The organism is Vibrio sp. Isolate33, from assembly GCF_022397895.1.
Classification (GTDB): Bacteria; Pseudomonadota; Gammaproteobacteria; order Enterobacterales; family Vibrionaceae; genus Vibrio; species Vibrio pomeroyi.
The window spans coordinates 1-25,592 of record NZ_JAKEUP010000025.1; the positions used below are offsets into that span (position 1 = coordinate 1).

Annotated in this window: 16 protein-coding genes; 6 read left to right on the forward strand and 10 right to left on the reverse strand. The window is 44.5% G+C overall.

What is annotated here, in order from left to right; genetic code table 11:
- Positions 1–221 precede the first annotated feature (221 nt).
- The 7 genes from L1D37_RS22055 to L1D37_RS22085 form a co-directional block, all read right to left on the reverse strand.
- A complete protein-coding gene (locus L1D37_RS22055; protein WP_239849189.1) occupies positions 222–1,790 on the reverse strand; it encodes a polysaccharide lyase family 7 protein in 1,569 nt (522 codons plus the stop codon).
- Between the two features lie 465 nt (positions 1,791–2,255).
- Positions 2,256–4,007: a polysaccharide lyase family 7 protein gene (locus L1D37_RS22060; protein WP_239849190.1), complete on the reverse strand. Its 1,752-nt coding sequence runs from the start codon at positions 4,005–4,007 to the stop codon at positions 2,256–2,258.
- Positions 4,008–4,245: 238 nt separating this feature from the next.
- Positions 4,246–6,117: a methyl-accepting chemotaxis protein gene (locus L1D37_RS22065; RefSeq protein WP_239849198.1), complete on the reverse strand. Its 1,872-nt coding sequence runs from the start codon at positions 6,115–6,117 to the stop codon at positions 4,246–4,248.
- 1,182 nt (positions 6,118–7,299) lie between these two features.
- Positions 7,300–8,181 (reverse strand): NAD(P)-dependent oxidoreductase, encoded by an 882-nt coding sequence (locus tag L1D37_RS22070; RefSeq protein ID WP_004733521.1) that lies wholly within the window; start codon positions 8,179–8,181, stop codon positions 7,300–7,302.
- 671 nt (positions 8,182–8,852) lie between these two features.
- Positions 8,853–10,931 (reverse strand): DUF4962 domain-containing protein, encoded by a 2,079-nt coding sequence (locus tag L1D37_RS22075; protein ID WP_239849191.1) that lies wholly within the window; start codon positions 10,929–10,931, stop codon positions 8,853–8,855.
- Between the two features lie 321 nt (positions 10,932–11,252).
- Positions 11,253–13,031, reverse strand: coding sequence for a transporter (locus tag L1D37_RS22080; protein WP_239849192.1), 1,779 nt, complete (start codon positions 13,029–13,031; stop codon positions 11,253–11,255).
- An 803-nt stretch (positions 13,032–13,834) separates the two neighbouring features.
- The gene (locus L1D37_RS22085) at positions 13,835–14,554 is read right to left on the reverse strand and encodes a FadR/GntR family transcriptional regulator (RefSeq protein WP_123302284.1); all 720 of its coding nucleotides are present in this window, start codon (positions 14,552–14,554) and stop codon (positions 13,835–13,837) included.
- A 265-nt stretch (positions 14,555–14,819) separates the two neighbouring features.
- Between L1D37_RS22085 and phnD the strand changes: the two genes are divergently transcribed.
- The 4 genes from phnD to phnE (L1D37_RS22105) all read left to right on the forward strand — a co-directional run bounded on the left by phnD (position 14,820) and on the right by phnE (L1D37_RS22105) (position 18,406).
- Complete coding sequence (gene phnD, locus L1D37_RS22090; RefSeq protein WP_123302285.1) at positions 14,820–15,776, forward strand: phosphate/phosphite/phosphonate ABC transporter substrate-binding protein; 957 nt, start codon at positions 14,820–14,822, stop codon at positions 15,774–15,776.
- A gap of 140 nt (positions 15,777–15,916) precedes the next feature.
- Positions 15,917–16,735: a phosphonate ABC transporter ATP-binding protein gene (gene phnC / locus L1D37_RS22095; protein WP_123304921.1), complete on the forward strand. Its 819-nt coding sequence runs from the start codon at positions 15,917–15,919 to the stop codon at positions 16,733–16,735.
- Positions 16,732–17,565, forward strand: a complete 834-nt coding sequence (phnE, locus tag L1D37_RS22100; protein ID WP_239849193.1) for a phosphonate ABC transporter, permease protein PhnE — start codon at positions 16,732–16,734, stop codon at positions 17,563–17,565. The genes phnC and phnE (L1D37_RS22100) overlap by 4 nt, the downstream gene beginning before the upstream one ends.
- 10 nt (positions 17,566–17,575) lie before the next feature.
- Positions 17,576–18,406 (forward strand): phosphonate ABC transporter, permease protein PhnE, encoded by an 831-nt coding sequence (gene phnE / locus L1D37_RS22105; RefSeq protein WP_123304919.1) that lies wholly within the window; start codon positions 17,576–17,578, stop codon positions 18,404–18,406.
- 103 nt (positions 18,407–18,509) lie between these two features.
- Here the strand turns inward: phnE (L1D37_RS22105) and L1D37_RS22110 are convergent, their stop codons facing one another.
- From L1D37_RS22110 to L1D37_RS22120, 3 genes are all read right to left on the reverse strand, one after another.
- Complete coding sequence (locus tag L1D37_RS22110) at positions 18,510–19,310, reverse strand: fumarylacetoacetate hydrolase family protein (RefSeq protein WP_239849199.1); 801 nt, start codon at positions 19,308–19,310, stop codon at positions 18,510–18,512.
- A 378-nt stretch (positions 19,311–19,688) separates the two neighbouring features.
- On the reverse strand, positions 19,689–21,842 hold the full coding sequence (locus L1D37_RS22115; protein ID WP_239849194.1) for a heparinase II/III family protein: 2,154 nt from the start codon (positions 21,840–21,842) through the stop codon (positions 19,689–19,691).
- A 2-nt stretch (positions 21,843–21,844) separates the two neighbouring features.
- Positions 21,845–23,950, reverse strand: coding sequence for a heparinase II/III family protein (locus L1D37_RS22120; protein ID WP_239849195.1), 2,106 nt, complete (start codon positions 23,948–23,950; stop codon positions 21,845–21,847).
- 332 nt (positions 23,951–24,282) lie between these two features.
- Between L1D37_RS22120 and L1D37_RS22125 the strand changes: the two genes are divergently transcribed.
- The gene (locus L1D37_RS22125) at positions 24,283–24,618 is read left to right on the forward strand and encodes a cupin domain-containing protein (protein WP_009846518.1); all 336 of its coding nucleotides are present in this window, start codon (positions 24,283–24,285) and stop codon (positions 24,616–24,618) included.
- Between the two features lie 34 nt (positions 24,619–24,652).
- Positions 24,653–25,585, forward strand: coding sequence for a sugar kinase (locus L1D37_RS22130; RefSeq protein ID WP_123302291.1), 933 nt, complete (start codon positions 24,653–24,655; stop codon positions 25,583–25,585).
- Positions 25,586–25,592 lie beyond the last annotated feature (7 nt).

Consider the following 25,592-nt stretch of genomic DNA (forward strand, 5'->3'; position numbering starts at 1 on the left):
CGCCACAACGGCGCCACAACGGTTATGTGCGATAGCATGGAAGCAATGTTTACCTAGGTCGATACCTAAAATATGAATAGAAGACATATGGTTCACCTCATTCTGAGAGCCTACTCTAAGCTTAAGGGCTTGAGAGTGAGGCGGACCATATAATTAAGCCTCCAAACCCTGAGGCTGGAGGCTATTGCGATAACTTAAATATTAAGTGTTATTCGGTTCGATTACTTTTTGTACTGATCGTGCGATACGTCTAGTTGGTAGAAAGTCGCTTGTGAGTAATCGTCTAGGTCGCCGCTGATGTTTTGGTTGTAAACACCGGCTTTGAAGTACATGTATTTGCCACCTACGTCGTAACCGCTGTTGCTCATATCAACCACTTGTACAACGTCATCTTTGCCTTCACGCATTAACGTAACAGTCATCGTGTTGCCTTTAACGTCAATACGGTAGCTGAACACTTCGCCAAGCGCGATACCATCTTCACCCACTTCAGCCGTCATATCGCCCACTAGAGGGTAGAAATCCTCTTTTGTTGCGTCTTGGCTTTCGTGTGCAAAGTAAACTGCACCCGTTGGTTGGTTTGGCAATTTACGGTAGTACAAACGAATCGGCTCATCGTTTTGATCGTGAATCTGACCAATGATAAAGCGACCTACTTCATTCGCATTACCCGTTGTTGTTGCATGGTCGATTTTCAATGTCGCCTCTAGAACGCCATCAATACCTGCCGCAGCTTCTAAATCAGATTCAGGTGCGCTTGAGAATACCCAGTTGTTCTTGTTAACACCTTTAGTGCTAATAGACTGGTCACCACGACGCATCATCTCACGAAGCTCAGTACGTGCGTACTTAGTGTTTTTAGAGGTACGTACACCTTTCACATAAGCCTTAAATACTAGGCCGCCATCGTCCGCTGTGTAGAAAATTTCTGGGTGCTGGTAACCGTTTGCAAGGTTCCACTCAGACACGTCATCAGGCTTGCCATTTTTGTCATGGTCGAATGGTTGAGACAGGTACCAATGAGTCATGTCGAAGTTTTCGCTCGGTGCATTACCTGCAACGGGTGTTGCTGGTAGGCCTGTCGGAACTGGTAGTGCGCTGCGCGTATCACATTTAACAGAAGTCTCACAAGGGTAAACCGCTGCTACGCCGAAGTTACCAGAGCGTAGATCTTTACGTGCAGCTTTACGTGCTTTTTCTGCCGCTTTCATTTCAGCGATAATTACTGCTTCTGCAGCTACTACATCTGAAGTGATGATATGGCTAGCAGGACATGCGTTAATGCTACAGTTAACTGCGGCTAATCCAGTCACACTGTTCCAACCGTTTTTGGTGTTACCGTGACCAACATATCTTACGTAACGAGCTTTCACCGCAGGCTCAAATTGGAAACGCTCTAGGCCGATAGCTTTACCAGAACTCAGTTGGTTCTCAAGTACCGTCGTCCAGGTTTCACCATCGACACTCACTTGAATATCAAACTTAGATTGGCGCTCATTGCCTTTACTGAATGATGCTTGAACAGCGTCAAACTCTTGAACTGAACCATAATCTAGCATTGCCCACTCACCGTCACCCGCTGAAGACCAACGTGTTGTTAGATCTTGGTCAATAAGACGATCTGGGCCGTTACCATCATGGCTACTAGCGGCAACTGAAACAGGCGTTAGAAGCGCTTCACCCGTTTCTTTGTTATTTGGAAAATCAGCAGTCGTCGTGCTCGTGCTCGCACAACCAACCGCCAGTAGAATAGAAGAAGCGAGTAAGGTTTTTAGAGTAATTTGTTTCATATTTAATCCATTATTATAATACAAAGACAGCATTCGTAAGTGAAAGCTAAATCAGCAAACACGAGCTATAAGGCGATTCCCCTCTCAGCATTTGCGATAACATGAAAATATTACGTAATCTTATAATACAAATAAAACATTTCATTGAATAAATGAGACTGGGAACACTTTCCGATTTTTCCATACTTTAACTGGATCACACTTCCTATTGATAAAAACAATATATAAAAAAATTGAATGCGAAATAGGCTAGCAATACCAAAGCACCCCAGCTGAAATAACAGGTTTTGAATCCAGTGAATCCGTTATTTCAACAGTAAGATCTAACGATTACCTCCCTCCTCTCAGAACGTAAAAAGACCACATTGTTGTAACCCAATGTGGCCTTTTAAGTTACCGTTCTAGCTATTCAAGGAGTAGTGAAGCTATTTAAGCATCAGTGATCGCATTCAACTCCCAGGAAACTCAATAATGCGCCGCTCTAAGAGAACTAAAGCTCACATCGAACACCTCACCAGCATAGTCGCTATCAGGTTTAAATTGTGGATAGATGCCCGCTTTGAAATAGAAAGCAATATCTGTCGATGTCCAATCTGATGTTAACGACACCGTGTCCCCATCTTTGTCGGTGTAATCTTGTCCCCAAGGGATTGAATGAGAAACTGTGTTGGTTCCATCTAAGTCATGGGTTGCTAAGTACACACCGTCTTGGTTGGCACGTATCGTATATCGCCATTCTTCACTGGCCGAATAAGTACCTAACTCAACACTGAACGGTTCGCAATAACCGCAGTCTTGGTTGTTTCGTTCAAAGTCGGAGTTCAGAATCACGCGTACTGGCTTACCCTCACCTTCCCAAAGCAGCTTCACTAGGGCTTGATTAATCTTCCAGCCGTGTATTTGCCCAAGCACCACTTTCGGGTCTTGGTTATTAATGTTCGGATAGTCCTCGATTCTCAGAGTGGCGGTTAACTCGTGACTGGTTGTGTTGGTTCTGGTGTCGTCTAAATACCAACTTGTATCTTCATCGCTGGTGCTGCAATCTGGTTGAGCACTGCTTTGGTATAGCTCTCTGAGCTCAGAGCGAATATAGCTAGAGTTTTGCGTAGAGGTGCCGTATCCCATATCCGCTCTAAAGTGCATTCTTCCTTCATCTGCATTGAAGTAAGACAGGTTAATATCGCTGTGGTACACGTCGCTGTCATTTGAAAGCAGATCTTTACTCGAGTCACAACGTTCCGGCTCTAACTCAGCAGCACTATCACCACCGCTTCCATACCAAGTATCTTTACTTGCCGGAATGGTCAGCTTCCAATCATTAATGTCCCAATCGTTTGACCCATCAATTTGAGTGGTAGTGTATCTCAGCGCCTGATAGTAAGCAGTCGCTTCACCATTCTCGAATTGGTTATAGATACCCGCTTTGAAATAGCTCAACAGGTGTTGCCAATACGCGATATCTTGATTCACTTTTACTTCATCATTTACTTTGATCGACAGTGTGTTCTCATAAACAGAAAGATCAAACTTGGTAAAGCTGTCCAGTTCCGCCTCACCTAAATCGTAACGATTGTATGAAGTGGCATAACAATCCGAAGAATCAGCAGCACTGCTACAGTCAATCGCATTGTTCTTCATAACAGCCCAGTAATGTCCTGTGAGTCCATCCCTCTCTTGCTCCCACACCACACGCAATAACGGATGAGGAATGTAATCCGTGCCACTCTCATCAGTGCCTTTATTGTGTATCTGCAGCAACGTCACTTCATCATGATCGGCAGGTGAACTCGCCATTGCATGCTCGATATCAGGTAAGCTTATTTCCGCATACAAGCTTCGTCTTACACCCGTTTCATTGATATCGAAGTTTTCTCCCTCACGAACCTCTGAACGCATCTTATAGTTCGCCATTTTAAAAATTAGGTTTTCCGTCTCTTCATCCGCATAAAAGTAATCACTGATGTAACCATCGAAATCGCCATCTTTCACTTCAGAGGTTTTGTTACCCTCCGTTCCGTTAGGATCCGATACCTGAAGGTCTGAACTGGAAAGGATGTTTTGGTACTTAGCAATATCATAAGGCGCAACAACGCCATAAGACGTTCCTGGACTGGTGTTATCAGAAGGGTCATTGCTATCACTTGAGCTATTTGAACTGCTTCCACCGCAGCCATAGGTGAGCGAAGCGAGCGCGACGATGAGGATTGGCTTATTCACATTTATCTCACTTATCCATAAGAGTAGAGTGACAATGTATATTTGTACTATTTTATGTCAATTATCTATTTATCAGAATGTGAGATGCGGCAAATGAGGCGATATGAACCGTTTTTGCCGAGAGTTTAGAGACAAAAACAACGCAGAAAGGCCACTCTAAACTCGATAGGTTTGGAGTGGCTCTCAGGCTAAAAAACAAAATTAACGCATTGATTTTTAGTGTTTATTAATAGAAACGTCAGACTTTAAAGCTACTCATTAGCTCGCTAACGCTGCCATTCAGTGTTTTGATTTCAGCCGACTCTGTCAATTGATCTTGGCTTAGCTTATTGAGTTCCTCAACGAAGCTTTCAATCTTATGCATGTTCTTAGCGATACTCTGAATCAGCGTATTTTGCTCAACAGAAGATCCTGAAATATCGTTGTTGAAACGACTCACAGTTTCCATCTGTTCCGTTAGCTTCGCTAGCATGTTTACCGCTTGGACAACTTGAGCACGAGTCATCTCGCAATTGCTCTTCGTTAACTCAATCGATTTGACCAAACCATCTGATTTCGACTGCAACCCAGACAGCGCCTCTTCTATTTCAGAGGTACTGATTTGAGTTCGGTTTGCTAGCGCACGGACTTCGTCAGCCACCACAGCAAAACCTCGACCATGTTCGCCAGCTCTCGCCGCCTCTATAGATGCATTTAACGCAAGCAAGTTGGTTTGCTCAGCAATGCCACCAATCACAGACACTATCGACTGGATGCTCTGTGTTTCATTGGCCATAGAACGAATATCATCCGACGTCGTGCAAACTTGTTTCTCAAGATCACTGATGTACGTTTCTGTCACTGTGTTGATTTGCTTAGTCTCGTCACTAAACACGGCCGCATCTCGCGCGGCTTCTGCTGCTGACTGTGAGTTCTTCTCTACTTCACTTGAAGCTTCAGACAATCCATTAATCGCAGAGACTACTTGAACCGTTTCATCGGTATGAACTTTCAATACATCGCTGGTTTCTTTGCAGCCTTCTCGAATACTTAATACCTTGGTATCAAGATCCGAGTTCTTGAATTTCACGTCTTTAACCATCTCTTGAAGGCCAATGATGAACAAGTTGATGTCTTTGGCGATGTGTCCTAGGTCGTCATTACCTTTCTCGGCAAGCCTTTGAGTCAGGTCACCATTACCTTGAGAAAGGTCGTGAACAATTTTACGTAGTGACACAATTGGGCGGTAGAAACGATTCAGGAGTAAAATCATCAATATGACCGATCCCAATACACAGGCGATAATCAACATTCGAGCATCCGACATCACACCATTCAGCTGATTGAGCGCGAGTTCAGGGTCAATACTTGAAATCATGTACCACTCTTTCTGGCTGCCAATATCGACCTTTTTAGCCATCAAGATTCGCTGATTACCATCAATCACACCTTCAATGAATTGATCTGGTCGTTCGATGGCCTTGTTGAGTTTCATTAAGGCGTCAGCAGAAGAGATATTGCTCTGTGGAAGCACGTTTTCTATTGTGGATGCGACAACCATCCCTCTCTCATCCACGATGATACCTTTCGCTTCGTAGATGCTATCTAGCTGTTTGAGTTGAGTTTCCAAATCATCGAATCGAATGTCCGCCATGATCACGCGATCTTGGTATGAGTAAGTCACACCAATCATAGGCACTTGAGTACTCTTAGTGAAAAACAGGTCACTAAAAGATAAACCTGATTTCAATTTCGCTTGTTGATACCAAGGGCGAGTTGTTGGGTTGTATTTTTCTTTGATTCCAACACCGTTAGGGAAAGACTCTGAAGGACGAGAAGTGTAAGAACGGCCGTCGTCAAAACCCACCACAATTTTGTCAATGCCACCGAGCTTAGCCGCGTAATGCATCAGAGCTTCATTTGGCACTTGGTATGGGGATTTCATGAACTCTTGTGCAACGGAATTGACCGTATCTATGGTGCGCTGAACGGTACTTTCAATCTGATTAATTTCTATCGTTAGCGAGTGATCAATCTCGTTATAAATCGTTTGGTTTACCTGATCAGTCGCCAAGTTAAGCGTGAACCAGTTAGTAAATGCCAAGGCACTAGAACTGACGATCGCCACCATTAAAATCAATTTTCCTTTAAACCCTAGAGACAATTTTGAATTCATAAAACTCATCATCCATATCAACCTATGTCTATTATTTTCATCCGAATGAAATGGTCATTTTTTAGATATTCGAAGATACGGGAAGCAAAACTTGTTCATGCCGTTCCATCGTCACAACCATCAATTTAATTAATATTGTATGTTTAATTGTCTGCACTTTCTGTGAGCGATCTTGATATATCAAAACTGGCTAAAACCACCCTGTGACATAGGTATCATTTATGAGTTTGAACTTTTAACGTGATTAGAAAGGAATGATTAGCCAATCAAAACTGATCAACTTTCAGATAATTACCTCACAACTTCGCCGATAATGCCTCTACTCAAATTATTTATATCACTTTCGGTCATCTGACTAGGAAAGTGAGCCTTAAGTCACATTTTTACGAACCAACCATTCACTAAAGGCATTTAATCTTAAAATTTATTTGTAATACAATAAGCCTTAAGTTATGGTGTATTTGAATCATAACTTAAGTTCTTTCTGAATGCTTTTGTGCAATTCAAAGTGGAAATTGAAGCGTCTCGCTTTAAGGTCATTGAACATGGTTAACGTAGAAACTGTCGGGGGATCTCGTTAAGCGGTACTTCACTTAAATTGTTCATTCGTTTTTTCAGACGGCTCGTCCGAATACGCCCACATAGTCACCAGCTGTGTGGGCTTTTTTTTGTTTTGTGATTATCGCTTCGGGTTTTGGTTATCGATCTACACTACGAACTATCACGCATTAGTCTCGGTATTAGATATTTGATCATGTGAAAATAGAGAGTCAGCTGATGCCTAACAGAGCACGTCTAGAACGAAGAGTTTCTGGAGGCGTTAAGTGTCAACAAGCAGCTATGCAGTATGGAAAACCGAGATTGAATGAAAGTTGAAACAGATAGAGTTTTGATTAGACAGAACAACAAGAAGCAAAAAGAGTAGAACGAGAAAATTAATACTGATGGTAGCGGGCTTTACGAAGGAGAGTGAAACCGTTGGAGCAAGCGAGTATTTAGAATAAAACGAGGAACGAGGATAAAGCGGAATTTGAGATCAAACGGGCTTATAGATCAAGCTTGTGCAGATAAAAACGAACCTCGCTGAGGTATCGCCGCCTAAAAGACAGACAATACCCTAGCGAGGTCGTAAGTCGATTACTTCTCTAGTTTAGCGAAGTAGTCGAAGATTACTGGTACATCGTTGTTACCCATGCCTGCGTCAACAGCAGCTTGTAGGCTTGTTGCAGTACCTTGAGCGATTAGAGACTCAGTACCTAGCTCTTCACAAAGAGCAAGGAAGTAACCAAGGTCTTTGTTAGCGTTAGCAACAGAGAAACCTAGCTTCTCTTCGCCGTCTACTGCGTAGAACTTACAGAATTGCATGAACGGAGAGTTAGATGGACCTGCAGACATGATGTCAAACAGTTGTTGGCCATCAACACCAGCGCGTTGAGCAACAGCGAAAGCTTGAGACATAGTTGCAACAGTCGTCATACCCATGAAGTTGTTTACAAGCTTAGTTACGTGACCAGAACCTAGAGCACCTAGGTGGAATACGTTTTCGCCTTGCTCTTCAAGAACAGGTTTAACTTTGTTGAAAGTTTCCATATCGCCAGCAGCCATGATGTTCAGAAGACCATCTTTAGCGTGTGCAGGAGTACGACCTAGAGGTGCGTCGATCATGCCCGCGCCTTTTTCAGCTAGAGCTGCGCCGATTTTCTTAGTAGAAGCAGGGATAGAAGTACCGAAGTCTACTAGTACTGCGCCTTCTTTGATGCCCGCTAGAACGCCGTCTTCGCCGTAAACGATTTTTTCAACAACAGCTGAAGTTGTAAGACAAAACTGAACGATGTCACTTGCAGCAGCTAGTTCTTTAGCAGAAGTGAATGCAGTCGCATTGCCGCGATCTGTAACGCGAGCAACAGCTTCAGCGCTTAGATCCATTACGTTTACGTGGTAGCCGCGCTTTTGTAGGTTTTCAACCATGTTGCCGCCCATAAGACCTAGGCCAATGAAACCGATTACAGGTTTAGTCATGTTCAAACTCCAAATATAGTATTGTATGATTATATGGTCATTATAATAACGACGTCTTTTCCGTTACGCAATAGTTTTAGGGTAATCCTTCGATGCTTAGACGCAAGTTGTGACGGGGATTCACTTTACGGGAGAATATGGTCACGCTTTGTACTTTGAGGAACGATATCCCACTCAAAAATTCGTCGATTGATGAAATAACATACGTTAAATGTCATACGATTATTAAGAATAAGCCACGCCTCTAACTATTGTTAACTCACTGCTTCTTTTTTCAGTCAGTACTAACGTAGTTAGTATTAAAGCCGTCAATGACTAAGAGCATTCACTGTAAACAAGCACTCAAACTTGTCGGGAACATCCCTCTCCCTTAATCTGCGTAATTCACTAACCCCTTACCTGATATTGCTCCTGTATCGATTGGTTTGGCATTGAGATGCCGAGCAAATGCAGTTGTCGCGCTGTTTGAGCGTGTGTGAATACACTTTAATTGAGGCTTGTGACACAGCTGTGTAACCTGCGATGTGTATAAACTGTGATGCCTTTAAACTGCTATGCAGCATCGCCAGTCTCGCCCAAACTAACAGTGCTGCCCTTTTCACCCCACAAACTAAAAAACTCCAAGCTTTCGCCCGGAGTTTTTAATATATCGCTTCTGTTACTTCAGCAGATTACAATTCAATTGAAACCGTTTCGCCGTCAACATTAATCAGTAGCGTGTTGCCTTCAAGCTTGTGAGATACTTCAACTTGCTCGCCTTCGTTCTTATTAGGAACAAGAAGCGTTAGGATGTTGTGCTCTTTCGATGGCTTGAATTCCACTTCAACGTGACGGTGAATTTCAAGATCTTCAAACTCGTATGGGTCAACTTCGCCGAAGCCTTCAACGTTCTTAACTGAAGTGATGTTATCAGCAGACTCGTTAATGAAGTTTACGTCTAGGTGCGCTACTTCGCCACGGATAGTGAAAGATTTGTCAGCCACTTCGTTTGCGAAAGTTGTGTGCATTAGCCAAGTCATGTCTTTCTCTTCAGAAAGTGTCGCCTTGTCTTGCATTACGAATACTTTACCCTGAACAAACCAGATCTTACGCTTGTAAGATTCGATTTCAGGAACGAAGTACTTGTAAGATGCCGTTGCATCGCCTTCAACCATCTTCACATTAGATTCTGTGTCGAAGTCAGAGATAGTACCGCCCGCTTCAATACAGAAACGGTCTTGGTGGTTCTCGTAACCTGTGTTCTTGTTCTCGCCGTACTGACCTTTACCGCCAAATAATGGCAGGTTTTTAGAGAACGTGTGACGACGCCATTTGGTGTGCATATCAACACCGAAACCACCGTAGTAGCCAGTGATTGACGCTAGCGTTTCACCGAAAGCATGCAACGTGAATGCGTTTTGGTCACCGTGAGAGTGGCTGATTGAGCCAAACGGAGAACACTTGAATACCATGTGAATATGGTTATCACGCTCAGTCATCTTGTTGTGGAATGCAGCCCAGCCAGTGATTGGAAACACTTTCAACAATGGATCGTTTGATGGCGCTTTCTCTTCTGGTGCATCCCAAAGGATGTTGAAGCGAAGATCGTCGTAACCGAAGTCCCACCAGCCGAAGTTGTAGAACTTCGTGTGCGCTTCAGTATCACGGCCTTTAAGCTGATTGTAGTACCAAACGTACTCAGGCTTCTGGTTAACACCTGCGTAGTGCTTGATGTTGTAAGCCAGTTTTAGACCTGGGAAATCACCAATTGAAGACTGGTCACAGAAGCTTGCACGCTTAGAGTGAACAGGCATGCAGTAAAGCGGGAAGTCACCTGTGTTTTCGTAGAATGTTTTATTGAACATGTCTACGCCACAGTATGCTTTCAATAGGTCGAATGCTTCGCCTAGGAATGCAGTTTGCGTGTTCCAGTAGTCAGGACCTTCAGCCCAACCGCCGTCTACACCGCCCCATGGTGGGTAATGTACTGCGTAGTATTCTAGAGCGTAAGCAATGTACTCGCCTGCTTTCGGGTGATCGTGGTAAAGCGCGATACACGTTGGGATAATAGCAGAAGAGATAGAACGAACACCGTGGCTGTTTAGTGGGTTGTTCAATAGATCAACCGTCACTTTCAGGTGGTGCATGATTTCGTCTAGACGCTCAATCAAAGCATCTTGAACTTGCTGACGCTCTTCATCTGTGAAGTAGCCGTGTAGCCAGTCGTAACCCCAAGCCATAGCCGCGATAACACGGAAAGCCGCTTCATCGTTGTAGCCACGAGAAGTCACACCTTCTGGATCGTACGTAGACAGTTTTAAAGTCCAAGCTTTTGCTTTCGCAATGAGCGCTTCGTCTTCTTTTACCACACCAGCAATCGCTAGGTTACGTGTCGCGTTCAGTGCCATTTGGCAATCAACGTACATTTGACGCCAGTAAGGACGCCACAAAGAAGCTTTGCCTACTGTTTCCGCTGGGTACGCTTGAGGCTCTTCGAAAGGCGCTGTCTCAAGGAACTTAACGGTAGAATTGTTGTAGAAATCATCAAACATGCAGTGAGCTTCATCAGCTTTCACTTTTGCTTTGAATTCTTCTAGCTGATCAGCTTGAACAAGAAGACGTGGACGTGCTTCGCTCAAGTTGTCTAGGAATGATAGGTCGAAGTCACGTTTTTGTACTTCGATAGGGAGTAGGTCTACAAGATTACCTGCTGAAGTGTCATTCTCCAGCTTCATCTTCCTGATTGCATCAAGAGATTTTTGGTCGCTCATTCTAACTCACTTATATTCAAGTTGACTGAAAGGAATTAGCAATAATATACGTCTTATTGTAGGACAATTAAATCTGTTTCGATTCGATTGAACACTTTTTTACAGTTTTCGTGATTTAGGTCTGATGTTGCACTCCAGAGCAAGTGCTCCCTGTTATCCTGCTCGAACCCAATCCATGTAGATACTCGCATCAAATCGCCAATGCCCTCCCCTAAGCGAGCGAGATTCAGACTTCCTGACCTAACTGATTTTCCAACTTTGCAAAGCAAAAAAATGCGATGCTCTCTCGAGCATCGCATTCTATTAAATGTTTTTTATGTATTAGCTTTCAGCGACCGCTTTCGCTTGCTTGCCGCCATCATCGACAGCTTTAACTAGCAGCATACCAACACCGCCAACTATCACACCACATAGGATGAAGACTAGGCGTCCCCACATTGGGTTAGTTAGTAGAGCCATTAGCATGATACCAACACCCGCAACTGCGATAAGTTTACCAAGCATCTCACGTTGTTTGTTGTCTAGTTTCTTCTGTTCCGCTGACTCAGCAACAAGTGGCGTTGCTAGGTTACCGAAGAACTTATCAACGTCAGCCTGACGCTTCTCAGTTAATGGCTTGTAGAACAGAGTAGATAGGATGAAGAAACCACCTGTCAGTGTAATGTGACCGATTAGACCGATAGCAACCTTAACATCAGACCATTCACGGCTTGTTAGCTCTTCTAGACCGAAGACTGACGACACCATTTCAGCATTAACAACGAAACCTACGTAGTAAGAAACGAAACCACCGACAACTAGCGTACCCCAACCAGCCCAGTCCGGAGTCTTCTTAATAAAGAAGCCAAGGAATGCAGGAATTGTCATTGGGAAGCCGATCAGTGCGCCCACATACATCATTGTATCGAACAGGCTCAAACCTTTAAGCGAGTTGATGAACTGTGCGATAAGGATGATAGCGATACCAAACACGGCAGAAGTAATCTTAGAAACCGTTACTAGCTCTTTCTCTGTCGCGTTGCCTTTACGAACGATTGGTTCGTAGAAGTTCTTAACGAAAATACCTGAGTTACGGTTTAGACCAGAATCCATTGAAGACATTGTCGCGGCAAACATAGCGGCAACAAGAAGGCCAACCATACCTGCTGGCATGTACTCTTGTACAAAGTATAGGTATGCAAAGTCACCCGCTTTCTTACCTGCATCTGGGTAAGCTGCTGCTAGGTCGACACCTTGACCTGCAATGTACCAAGAAGGCATGAACCAGATGAATACACCACAAAGCATTAGCACACATGCTAGTAGCGCTGCTTTCTTCGCGTTCTTTGAGTCTTTAGCCGCAAGGTAACGGTAAGAGTTAAGCATGTTGTTAGTAATAGAGAACTGCTTAACGAAGATGAAGAATGCCCAAATACTGAAGATGCTTAGGTAGTTAATATTGTTACCAGAAAGGAAAGAACCGCCTTCCGCTACTGGGAAGTTATTTACGATTTCACCAACACCGCCGCCTTGAACAACCGCAACAACAGCACAAGTCACAGTTACCGCCATGATGATAACCATCTGCATGAAGTCAGATGCGATTACCGCCCATGAACCACCTGTTACTGACATCGCCAATACAACCAAGCCAGTAATCCAGATAGTCGCTGTCATGTCGAAGCCGAAGATACCAGAAGCGATGATTGCCAATGCGTTTAGCCATACACCCGCAGAAACAACACTGTTCGGCATTGAAGACCAAGTGAATACTTGTTCGTTCGTTGCGCCGAAACGCATACGGATAGCTTCGATTACCGTTACTACACGTAGCTGGCGGAATTTAGGAGCGAAGTATGCGAAGTTCATGAAGTAACCAAATGCGTTGGCTACGAAGATGACCGCAACTGCAAAACCATCGTTATACGCTTTACCTGCCGCACCGGTGAATGTCCATGCACTAAACTGGGTCATAAAGGCGGTTGCACCAACCATCCACCACAACATGTTACCGCCCCCGCGGAAGTAGTCACTGGTGGTACTTGTAAATGTTCTAAACATCCAACCTATCGCGATCAAGAATAGGAAATAAATGCCGACAATAATCGTGTTGAGTTCCATCGTGTATCCTTTGTCCGTTGTAATTTGTTACGAGCACTATAGGAAACCTGAAACTTCATTTGTAGTACAATAATCCAAATAAGTGATGGTGATCTTATTTTGATTGATTAAGTTAATTATATATATGACATAGGATGGAATATGGCCAATTCATCAAGGAAATAACTGCGGTTTGGGATAACGAAGCACCAACTTTGCTCACCATCCAGTTAAATCAAACAAAATCAATGAGTTAAAATAAAACGAGACTTTGCACACTTAATAACAAATACAACCAAACACATATAAATATAAAATCTTTAAAAATAACAAAATCCAACACCCCACCAAATCGTCGTCATTTATCACACAATAAACCATTGATTTTCTCTCATTGAAAGCGCTCAATTTCATTAGAATTCAACCTAAATATAAAAATAGAGAAGCCAAAATTCTGGTTAGGACGTTGGTTATTTCAAAATATAGTGAGATGAAAAATCACAGCTGGCGCATAATTATTTTGGCGAAGTTGTAGCATGTGCTGGAATGCATTTTCGGTGTGATTTCTTCTAAATTAAGGAGCAGATAAAGACAAAAGCTAGGGGTTAGTTAAGGAGGTAAGAAGGTAAGAATTCAACCAAGAAACTGGTCAATAGAAGTGAACCAAAACAGTGCTATCCATGGTGCAACACGAGCCCTAGAAAAAAAAGGCATGCACATGGCATACCTTTTTTAAGCTTTGTCTAGGCTCATCAAGAGTTAACTAGAACTATATGTAGAGCATTTGAACCTGTAAGTGATTCAAATGAAGCTGAAAACCGTGTTTAGCTCGCGGTTGCTAAACGGTGGTTAGCATCTTGCAGGTGCGCAGCTGACATTGTACGTGCTTTTTCACTGTCGCCAGCCATAATCGCTTCATAGATTCTGCGGTGTTCATTGATACATGTGCTGCCCTCTTCTGAAGAATGCACGATGAAGTTCATGAACATGGTCGTCAGGATGTTACCAAATGGCAGGTAGAAATCGTTGCCTGTCGCATTGAAGATCAAGCTATGGAAACGAATATCTATGTTTGTCCAACTTTCTTGGTCAAACACTTCAGCAGCATCCACTTCTACCATCTTTTGGAAGATCTCTGAAAGCTCGATACGTTGCTCTGCCGTTGCAAATCTTGCTGCTAGTGCACACGCTTCTGGCTCAATCGCACGGCGAAGGCCCAAGAACTGAGAACAGAATTGGTCTATGTCGGTTAGACCATCCATCCATTCAATCAGCTGAGGATCAAGAAAGTTCCAGTATGCGCGATCCACTACACGAGTACCGATTTTCGGGCGGGACTCTAAAAGACCTTTAGAAGTCAGTAGTTTAACAGCTTCACGAAGTGCCGTTCGGCTGATGCCAAACTGTTCACACAACGCCATTTCACCAGGAATAATAGAACCTTGTGGCAGTTCACCAGACAAGATTCCACGAGCGATTTCACGCGCTACTTGCACGTGCAGGCTGCGCTTCGAGCCCGAAATTGAATTAAAAGTGCTAACCATAAGTTCACTTATTTTATATGTTATGTTTATGTATTATTTAAGGATCACTATAACAGTATTTCAACCTATCGCCAATTGAGTAAAATGGCAACGAATAATAACCCACTAATTTGCTCAACTAATCAAACACTTACAAAGTGCCTAACCTTACCCAGCCAGAAACATTATGTTACACCATTCATAAATCCGTCATCAAAACGCATCGGTTCTGTCATCCTCGATTTCTATACTCCCTCCCAACAAATCACTCAATTGGACTGAAATAATGAAACCGACAAAAACGAATCTCACGCTTAAAAGCGCTATTACTGCTGCGCTGATTTTTTCTGGTTCTGCATTAGCAATGGATACACGATACGAAGATCGCTCTGGCAACTTGGTCGCCGATGTTCCTCAAGATGAATCACAATGGGTGGATCCAAACACGCTAATTTTTGCTTATACGCCAGTTGAAGACCCAGCAGTATACGCTGATGTGTGGAGCGAGTTTTTGAGCCACCTTGAAAAAACAACGGAAAAGACGGTTCGTTTCTTCCCTGTTCAAAATAACGCAGCTCAAATCGAAGCGATGCGTTCAGGGCGTCTTCATATCGCGGGTTTCAACACAGGTTCTACACCACTGGCGGTTAACTGTGCAGGCTTCGCACCATTCACCATGATGGCAGCGGAAGATGGCTCTTTCGGTTACGAAATGGAAATCATCACGCACCCAGGTTCTGGCATTGAGAAAGTAGAAGACCTAAAAGGCAAGAACCTAGCATTTACAGCGCAAACCTCTAACTCTGGCTTCAAAGCACCTTCTGCGATTCTGGATGCTGAATACCAACTTCAACCTGACCGTGATTTCAAACCTGCATTCTCTGGTGCGCACGACAACTCTATCTTAGGTGTTGCGCACAAAGACTACGATGCAGCAGCAGTTGCGAACTCAGTATTGAACCGCATGCTTTCACGTGAAGTGGTAAAAGAAGACCAAATCAAGAGCATCTACAAGTCTCAAACCTTCCCAACAACGGCTTATGGCACTGCGCACAACCTGACGCCAGAGCTGCAAGAGAAGATTCAAAAAGCCTTTTTCACTTTCGATTGGGAAGGCACAAAGCTTCAAGAAGAGTTTGAACGTAACGGCGAAGCGAAATTTGTTCCAATCACTTACCAAGAGCACTGGGAAGTAATTCGTACTATCGATACAGCAAACAAAGTGTCTTACACCTGTAGCTAACCGATTCAAACGCGAAACCCGTAACACACAATAAAGATAGCTGCAGGTACATGTGCCTGCAGTTACTCACCACTCTCCGCGGTTTACTTCCCATTTCAGCCTCAGGCGAACACTTAGTACACCGGTCTTATAGGAATACTATGTCTACTCTTACCCTAAAAGGGCTTACCAAGCACTACTCCAGTTCTGATAAAGCCCTGACCAACGTTAGCTTATCGGTGAATGCCGGCGAAGTGGTTGGATTGATTGGCCCATCTGGTGCCGGAAAATCAACGCTTATTCGTTGTATCAACCGACTCACCGAGCCCACCAGCGGCGAAGTTATCTTTTCCAATACCAACCTAGAAACGCTCTCTAAACGTCAACTAAGACAATCACGCCGTGAGATTGGGATGATCTTCCAAGAATACGCACTGATTGAACGTTTAACGGTAATGGAAAACGTGCTTTCAGGCCGTTTAGGGTATGTGAATTTCTGGCAAAGCTTCACTCGCCGTTTCCCAGAGTCAGATATCCAAGCCGCTTATGCCCTACTCGACCGTGTTGGATTGTTGGAGCACGCCAATAAGAGAGCCGATGCTCTATCGGGCGGTCAGCGCCAGCGTGTTGGTATTGCGCGCGCACTTGCTCAGAAACCAAAATTACTGTTGATTGATGAGCCAACCGCGGCACTTGATCCACGTACTGCGCGCCAAATCATGCGACTGATCAGCGAGATTTGTTCAGAGCAACAGCTCCCTGCCATCATCAATATCCACGATGTTCAGTTAGCCAAACAGTTTGTGGACCGCGTTGTCGGCCTGAATGCGGGTTGTGTGGTATTTGATGATAAGCCAAACCTACTCACCGAAGACGTACTGACACAGATCTACGGTGAAGAAGATTGGAGCCAACAAGCAGAAGAAGAGGAAGATGATCTGATCATAACGAACCCTCGCTTGTCTGAGGCAACAATATGACTCAACCATATCCAAATCAAACTCAGCGCCTAGCAAAGCAATATCCAACGCAGTGGACCAAGCCGCCACTAATTTCCAACCCATGGTTGCGTTGGAGTTTGATCATCATTGTTGCGGTTTACTTATACCTTGCAACTCAGTCAGTACACATAAACTGGACTCGAATCTACGAAGGCAGCGAGCGAGGTTGGCAGTTCATTTTGGCGTTCATGAACCCAGATTTTGGTGGCCGTTGGAACAACATCTCGCAAGGTTTGATTGAGAGCTTAACCATGACGCTCACATCAACCGTAGCAGGTGTCATTCTCTCGATCCCATTCGGACTGGGCGCAGCCAAAAACCTTGCCCCAACTCCTGTTTACCTGTTCTGTCGTACGTTTATTTCAATCGCTCGTAGTTTACAAGAGATCATCGTTGCGATTTTGTGTGTGGCACTGTTTGGCTTTGGTACCTTTGCAGGTTTTGTCACGCTAACCTTCGCGACCATCGGCTTTCTTGCAAAACTGTTTGCTGATGAGATTGAAGCCATTGACCCAGCACCACTCACTGCAATGCGTGCGACTGGCGCAAGTTGGTTACAACAGGTGAATTACGCGATTCAGGCACAGGTCATGCCCCGCTTTATCGGCCTTTCGATGTACCGACTCGACATCAACTTTCGTGAGTCTGCCGTGATTGGCATTGTTGGCGCAGGTGGTATTGGCGCAACGTTGAATACAGCAATGGACCGTTACGAGTACAGCGCCGCAGCCGCTATTCTATTGATTATTATCGTGATCGTGATGCTGTGTGAATACCTATCGACCATCATCCGCAAGCATGTGCAGTAAGGAACGACCAATGAGCACGCTAAATGACACACCTTCAAGCGCCATGAATCGTACCCAATGGCAGCGTTACGACAGTAAACAGAGCCTAATGCTTTGGATCGGCTGGCTTTGCTTTGTTGCTTTGACCGTTTTTGCATGGCAAGTCATGAACAAGGATACGATTTGGTACTTTGTGACTGACTCACCGAATCAACTTGCTGATATCTCTTCACGTATGTGGCCGCCGAGATGGAGCTACTTAGAGTCTCTTTGGAGCCCGTTGTGGGACACCATTAACATCGCAACACTTGGCACATTGTTGGGGATCGTATTGGCTTTTCCAGTTGCGTTCTTAGCGGCACGTAACACAACACCAAGCATGACGTTTATCAGACCTATTGCGCTGTTCATCATCGCGGCAAGTCGTTCAATTAACTCGTTAATTTGGGCTTTGCTGTTGGTGGCGATCATAGGCCCAGGTTTGTTGGCGGGTATTATCGCGATTGCGCTACGTTCGATTGGTTTCGTGGCTAAATTGATGTACGAAGCAATTGAAGAAGTGAACGCAACACAAATGTCGGCGATTCAATCAACGGGCGCATCTCCACTGCAAGTGTTGAACTACGGCATTCTTCCTCAAGTGATGCCAAGCTTTATCGGCACGAGCCTGTTCCGTTGGGACATCAACATTCGTGAATCTACAGTATTAGGCTTGGTCGGCGCAGGCGGTATCGGTTTGAAACTGCAAGAATCGATGGCGATGCTGGCATGGCCTCAAGTGACTGTGATCTTCTGCGCGATTCTCGTGACGGTTATCTTCTCTGAATGGTTGGCTGCCAAAGCACGTAAAGCCCTAATCTAAATAATAAAAGCAACGTTAACTAGTTGGTTAGCTAGTCAATAAGATCAAAGCCTACCAATGAGTAGGCTTTTTGTTTGTTAAGACTTTACAGGCAAATTCACACTTAGAAACGCACTTCATTAATGACAGTCCCTACCCCTTCAATGGTGACACTCACTTGGTCTTTGTCGGACAAAGCATAGGTTCTTCCCGGCGTTCCCATGAACACAAGATCGCCCGGCTTGAGGGTAAAATATTGGCTCAAGTAGCTGATGACTTTTCTAGGTTTGTGAATCATAAACGAAGTATTCTCTTGTTGAACAACCTTGCCATTTACACGCGTGGTTAATTGCACGTTGTTATAGTCGATACCACGAACAATCGTATTACCAATGGGGCCAAAGCCATCTGAAGCTTTCGCTCGTAACCATTGTAAATCCGTGCCTTGCCAGCTTCTCTCTGTAATGTCGTTACCCACCGTGACACCAAAGATCGCTTGCTCGGCTTCCTCTTCACTGGCTCGGCTCAACTCTTTACCAATCACAACCACCAGCTCTCCTTCAAAATGAACGTTCTTCGCTTTCGGTGGCACTTGAATCACTTCGCCGGTGAGGGTTAAAGAAGAAGGAAGCTTAAGAAACATAGGGGGCGGCGCATCGGCAGGTGACGCTAAGTGGCTGGCGAAGTTCATGCCCACCGCGAATACTTTTTCAGGCTTGGTAGGTAACAATACTTCGACTGACTTAAGAGGAATTGAGGTTTTTGCGACTGAATGCTCACCGAAGATATCGCCACTGATTGGCAACACATCGCCTTTATCTAACTTCCCATAACTGATTTTATCTTGATATTGATAGCGCACAAATTCCTCGGTGCTGTCCTTAACTACGGTTTCCGCATTGACATAAGCAGCGCTTGAAATCATCAATATCGCCATTAATCCCTTCATGCTTGATTCCCTTGTCGATTAATCTCCAATCTAAACTTTAGTCCACTCTGGTTACCTTCGACTCATTCTAGTTATCTTCGGCTCACTCTTGTTATCTTCGAACAACTCTAATTACCCACGGTCAATTCCAGTACGCGTGAAAGAATGACTCTCAAATCGCAAACATAAAAAAACCGAGTAACTCGCAACGAGTTACTCGGTTTGACTTATTTCCGATATTCTTTGTCATCGACTTTAGTTTCGTTCAGTTACTCAGATGTGAACACCCTTACAACCGAACATGACATGGCGCTTCGTTCCCGCAAAGCACCATATCAGCACATACCATCGTTAAACGGTATGTATGTTGATCATTTACAGTTGAGCAAATGATCCTTCCCACGAGTATGTCTCACCAGCAAACTCAACAGTGTGAGTTGCTTGCTGCTTATCTTCAGCTTGGTTTGAAATACCGTAGTGGTAAGTGTTGCCAGATGTCGTTTGAATGCGCACAACAGTCCCGACACTGTTATGGCCAACAACAGACACTGATTTAACCAGACCACGAGCGCCTACAGAGGCTTCGATAGACTCGTTAAAGTAACCGTGTGTTTCCAATACAGAAGCAAACACATGGTTTTGACCAGACTGACGTAGAATGAACGCAGGCTCACTCTTAAGGTTGAAGTCTGGATCGTTAGCACCAGTACGAGCAAAGATAACTTCGCTGCCCACATTAGCGCTGGTTACTAGGCTGTAATAGCTGCTGTCATGTAGCCAGCTTACTAGAGAACCTTCTTCGTTCACTTTGCCTGAAGCAACGTTCCACAGATGTTGGTAACCGTTGTCTTCACCTAATGGCTTAAGCGTTTTTTCCATGTTGTAATCGAAGTCAGTACGGATGATTTGACCAGAGTGGTGAACTGGTAAGTCGTACTGGTGCTCTGCGTCAGCTTCGATGCGGTAAACATCAATCACTAGCGGCTTTTCGAACTCAGGAAGATCAGCAAGAATCACGCTGCGCTGCATGTCTACGCCAGTGTAGTACTCAGAAATCGTGCCGCTCATTCCTTGCAGAGACTGGTCGTCTGCTACGAAGAAGTGCTTCTGACCAAACTTAGACTCAGCCAATGCTGTGTTGAAGTTGTTCTGTGTTTTCTGATCAACCGTTACTGTGTTGTGAGCAACCGTCTGCTTACAGTAAGACTTGTTTTCTGGGATGTAACGACCGCCAAACTTAGGCTCAACGTTTACCCAACGACCAAAACCGTAATCGTGCAGTACTTCGTGGCCACGGTTGAATACGCTTAGGTGCAGGCCGTCGTAGTGACCGTGGTCTAGTGCTGAGTGGTACTGATGATCAGAACCGTGCTGACCAAACCAGATCAACGCCATTGTGTCGTCGTCTTTCTCGTCACGGTGACGCAGGATGCTTACGCCGCCTTTTTCGCCTTCAGGGCCGTCTGTTACAAACAGGCTACCCCAGTTGAATGGTTTGATGTCGTCTGCTGCATCAACCGCGTCAGACAGTGTTTTACCAGAAGCATGAACCCAAACATTTTTTTGGTGATCAGCCATACCAAGCAGAGTTTCAGTCTGCTCGTAACGGTGGTAACACACAGACGTCGCCATGATCACGCCTTCATCGTTGATAGAGATCGTCTTCGATGAATCGTTCAGAGCTGGCAATGTGCCGTCTGGGAATGCAGTTTTGAACACAGAGTAAGACGTTGTCTTGATCACTGAATCGTTAAATTCGTAAATACCGATTTCTGGCTGACGACGTTCAATCGCTTCTGCGAACAGGTAGATTGGACGTAGAGAGAAACGGTGGTAGTAAGGACCTTCCATGTAGTAGCCGTCTGGCGAGAACAGTTGGTCAAGTTGCGCTAGGAAACCGCCGCTTACTTTGTCCAATTTCAGGCCGTAAAGTGCTTTATCTACAGATTCTTGATCGTTGATCGCGTAACCACAGATACCTACCGCAGCCACTGCCCATAGGCCGTGGTTGTGTACGATATCGAAGTCGTGTGCGTAAGTAACAACGAACATTTCGATCATTTGCTTAAGAAGATCGTCTTCGATAAGGCGCTTCTGCTCTTCAGAGATAGTGTGGTAAATGCAGCTGTACGCACAAGAAGCGTAAAGCATCCACATGTTCTCGTTCAACGTTTGGTGGAACAGCTTACCCGGAGGGTTAGTGTCACGGCTTACGTTGCTTTCCAATGTTGGGTATACCGTCGCGTACGCTGTTAGCATATCAACGATGTAATCACGGTACTTTGTTTCCTCAGTAATAAGGAATAAACGACCTGCTAGATCCATATGGATGTAGTTTTGCTTATGACGGTTGTGCTCGTAACCGCCGCCTTCACCGTGACCTGGTACTTCAATGCCAACTTCAGCCATGTAAGCGTCAGTTTGTTTAATGTCACGAGTCAGTGCGTTACCTAAAAGGCTATCCTTGCCAAGTTCTTTACGAAGCTCTGCTGCTTCATCAAAGTTAAGTAAAAGTGGTTGATAGCTCATTATTATTTCCCCTGCTTTGCAGTGTTAAGTTCTTCTGAATTTGTTTCTTGTAACGTTGTCTCTACTGAGTAGAAGCCTGTCCAGCTGTATACTTTGCCGTTCAGCTCTACCTTGTGTTCAGTCTTGTCAGTCGCACCAAGTAGGTTGCTGATCATCACGGTCACGTTTGATTTCTCTGTGCTGATTTCAACGACTGAACCCACATTTGTATGCGCTACAACCTTGATGTCTTTCACAACACCACGAGCATTGACTGATTGCTCGAACTCTTCGTTGAAGTAACCGTGCGTTTCTAGAACAGAAGCGAACAGTGTTGTTTCGCCCTTGCTACGTAGAATGAAAGCAGGTTCTGAACGTAGGTTGAAGCTTGGGTCATTCGCGCCAGTGCGAGTAAAGATAACTTCAGCATTGTCGTTAGACGTCGCACCTAACCATGTGTAGTAGGTGTTGTTTTGTAGCCAGCTCACAAGTGCTGTGCCATTCACATCACCACTTGCTACGTTCCATAGGTGTTGGTAACCGAAGTCACTACCCAGCGTGCTCAACTCTTTGTTCGCTTGGTATTCAAAGTTAGTACGAACAATCTGACCGGCATATTGGTGTGAGTAGTCGTATTGGTGTTCGCCTTCGCCACCTTTCTCAGAATCTAAGCGGTAAAGATCCAATAGTAGCGGAGATTCCAACTCTTCAAGATTTAGCATGAACACGCTGCGTTGCATGTCAAAACCTTGATAGTGATCGTTAGCAAACGCACTCATACCGTTGATTTGCTCGTCTTCTACTTTGAAGAAGTGTGGTAAGCCGTGTACTGCATCCGCACGCTCAACATCAAAGTTGTTCTGACATTTTTCATCAATCGTTACTGCGTTGTGAGCAATCGTTTGACGAGCGTAAGATTTGTTTTCGTCTAGGTAGCGGCCGCCAAATTTTGGCTCCACGTTAACCCAGCGACAGAAACCGTATTCACGAAGCACTTCTTGACCGCGGTTGAAGAAAGAAATACCCAGCGTATCGAAGTTGCCGTGACCCATACCGTGTTGACCGTAGTTCATCACTAACTGAGAAACGTCGCCTTTCTTATCCTGCATACGGATAAAGCCTTGGGCGCCGTTGTGACCTTCAGGGCCTTCGTTCAATTCAACACTTGGCCAGAAAGGCATGCCGATTTCTTGCTCAGCAGACGCCGCTTCATAGGCTTTAGATAGTTCAAGACCACATGGGTGCATCCAAACTGCGTCTTGAATCTTCGCCATACCAAGAATGTTTTGGTCAACGCCGTTTTCAGATGAGTAATGTTTGCTGTAAACGCTCACTGCAACCTGAACACCCATGTCTGTGATGCCCATTGTGCGAGATGCATCGTTCAGAGCTGGGAATTCGCCGTTCGGGTACGCTGTCGCCAGCATCGCTTGTACCGTGTTACCAATCACGCCACCTTTGTAGTTGTAGATATCCACTTCAGGCATATGACGGTGAATCACTTCCGCGAATACACAAGTTGGGCGAATCGCGTAACGGTGGTAGTAAGGACCTTCCATGTAGTAGCCAGAAGGTGCAAACAGTTGAGAGATTTGCGCTAAGAAGCCGCCAGTGTCGTTACGGTCAATGCCGTACACTGACATTTCAAGGTACTCACGCTTGCCTAGAGCAAGACCACAAATACCCACAGCGGCTACAGCCCAAATACCGTGGTTGTGGATGCGGTCGAAGTCGTGTGCGTATTTAACTGTAAACATTTCTAGCATTGGTTCGAAAATACGAGACTCAATGTTGTCACGCTGCTCTTGTGTCAGTGTTGAAGCAACACAAGAGTAAGCCAAGCTTGAGAACATTAACCAGCAGTGTTCGTTCAAGATTTGGTGGAACAAACGACCGGTAGGGTTAGTGTTCTTCTGTACGTGGAAATCAAACGTTAGGTATTTGTCTGCGTATTCTTCTAGTAGTTCTGTAACAAAGTCAGCGTACTTTTGCTCTTTAGTGATCAAGAACATGCGACCAGCTAAGTTCATGTACGTGTAGTTTTGCTTGTGGCGGTTATGTTCGTAACCACCCGCCAGGTGAAGTTGCTCGATTTCAGCTTCAGTCAACAATACTGGTTTAGTCGTCATATTCTTTGTCACCCTCAATAAAGAGTTTATCTGCTTAAACTTTGATTAAATTTTCAAACTCCATATAAAGTAATACAATATGAGCTTTAATTATAGCAATTCAGTGCTAAATGATGAGTAGAATCACATAAATCACTGTAAGTCATTGATGTAGATAGCGAATGGTAAATAACAGGCATTTGTTAAGTTGTTGATTTATTTAGGCTATATAAAGTATCACTTGATCGGTATCACACAATTTTAGATATATTGTATTACAATTGAAGTCATTCCCTTATGATGAACACAGTTAAGTAACACTTAAAAGATTTAAACAGATTAGGAGATACACAATGAACTCTTTCTTTATTCTAGATGAAAACCCATGGGAAGAACTTGGCGGCGGCATTAAGCGTAAAATCGTTGCTTACACTGACGATCTTATGGCTGTTCACCTATGTTTTGATAAAGGCGCGATTGGCCATCCTCATACTCATGAGATTCACGACCAAATCGGTTACGTAGTTCGTGGTAGCTTCGAAGCTGAAATCGAAGGCGAGAAGAAAGTGCTTAAAGAAGGCGATGCTTACTTTGCTCGTAAACACATGATGCACGGTGCGGTTGCTCTAGAGCAAGACAGCATCCTTCTTGATATCTTCAACCCTGCGCGTGAAGATTTCCTAAAATAATGAATAGCGCAACCTCAGTTGCTAAGGTAAGCATATGAAATCATTAAACATCGCGGTCATTGGCGAGTGCATGGTTGAGCTACAAAAGAAACAAGACGGGCTTAAGCAGAGTTTTGGTGGCGATACACTGAATACAGCACTTTACCTGTCACGCTTAACAAAAGAGCAAGATATCCAAACAAGCTATGTAACGGCGTTAGGTACTGATCCATTCAGTGTCGACATGTTGGAAAAGTGGCAAGCAGAGGGTATCGACACAAGCTTAATCGCTCAGCTTGATCACAAACAACCAGGGCTTTACTACATCGAGACCGATGAAACTGGTGAGCGTAGCTTCCACTACTGGCGTAGTGACGCTGCTGCAAAATTCATGTTTGATCAGCAAGACACGCCTGCTCTACTTGATAAGCTATTCTCTTTTGACGCGGTTTACCTAAGTGGTATTACGCTTGCTATCTTGACAGAGAACGGACGCACGCAGCTATTCAACTTCTTAGACAAATTCAAAGCTCAAGGCGGCCAAGTATTCTTCGACAATAACTACCGTCCTAAACTTTGGGAAAGCCAACAAGAAGCGATTTCTTGGTACTTGAAAATGCTTAAGTACACTGACACAGCACTACTTACGTTCGATGACGAGCAAGAGTTGTACGGCGACGAAAGCATTGAACAGTGTATTGCACGTACGTCTGAGTCTGGTGTGAAAGAGATCATCATTAAGCGTGGCGCGAAAGACTGCCTAGTAGTTGAAAGCCAAAGCGCTCAGTACGTTGCACCAAACCCAGTAGACAACATTGTTGATACAACAGCCGCTGGCGACTCGTTCAGTGCAGGCTTCTTAGCTAAACGCTTGAGCGGTGGCAACGCGCGCGATGCAGCATTGGCTGGCCATATTGTGGCAGGGACTGTGATTCAGCATCCAGGTGCTATCATTCCTCTAGAAGCAACGCCTGATTTGTCTCTATAATTGCGCA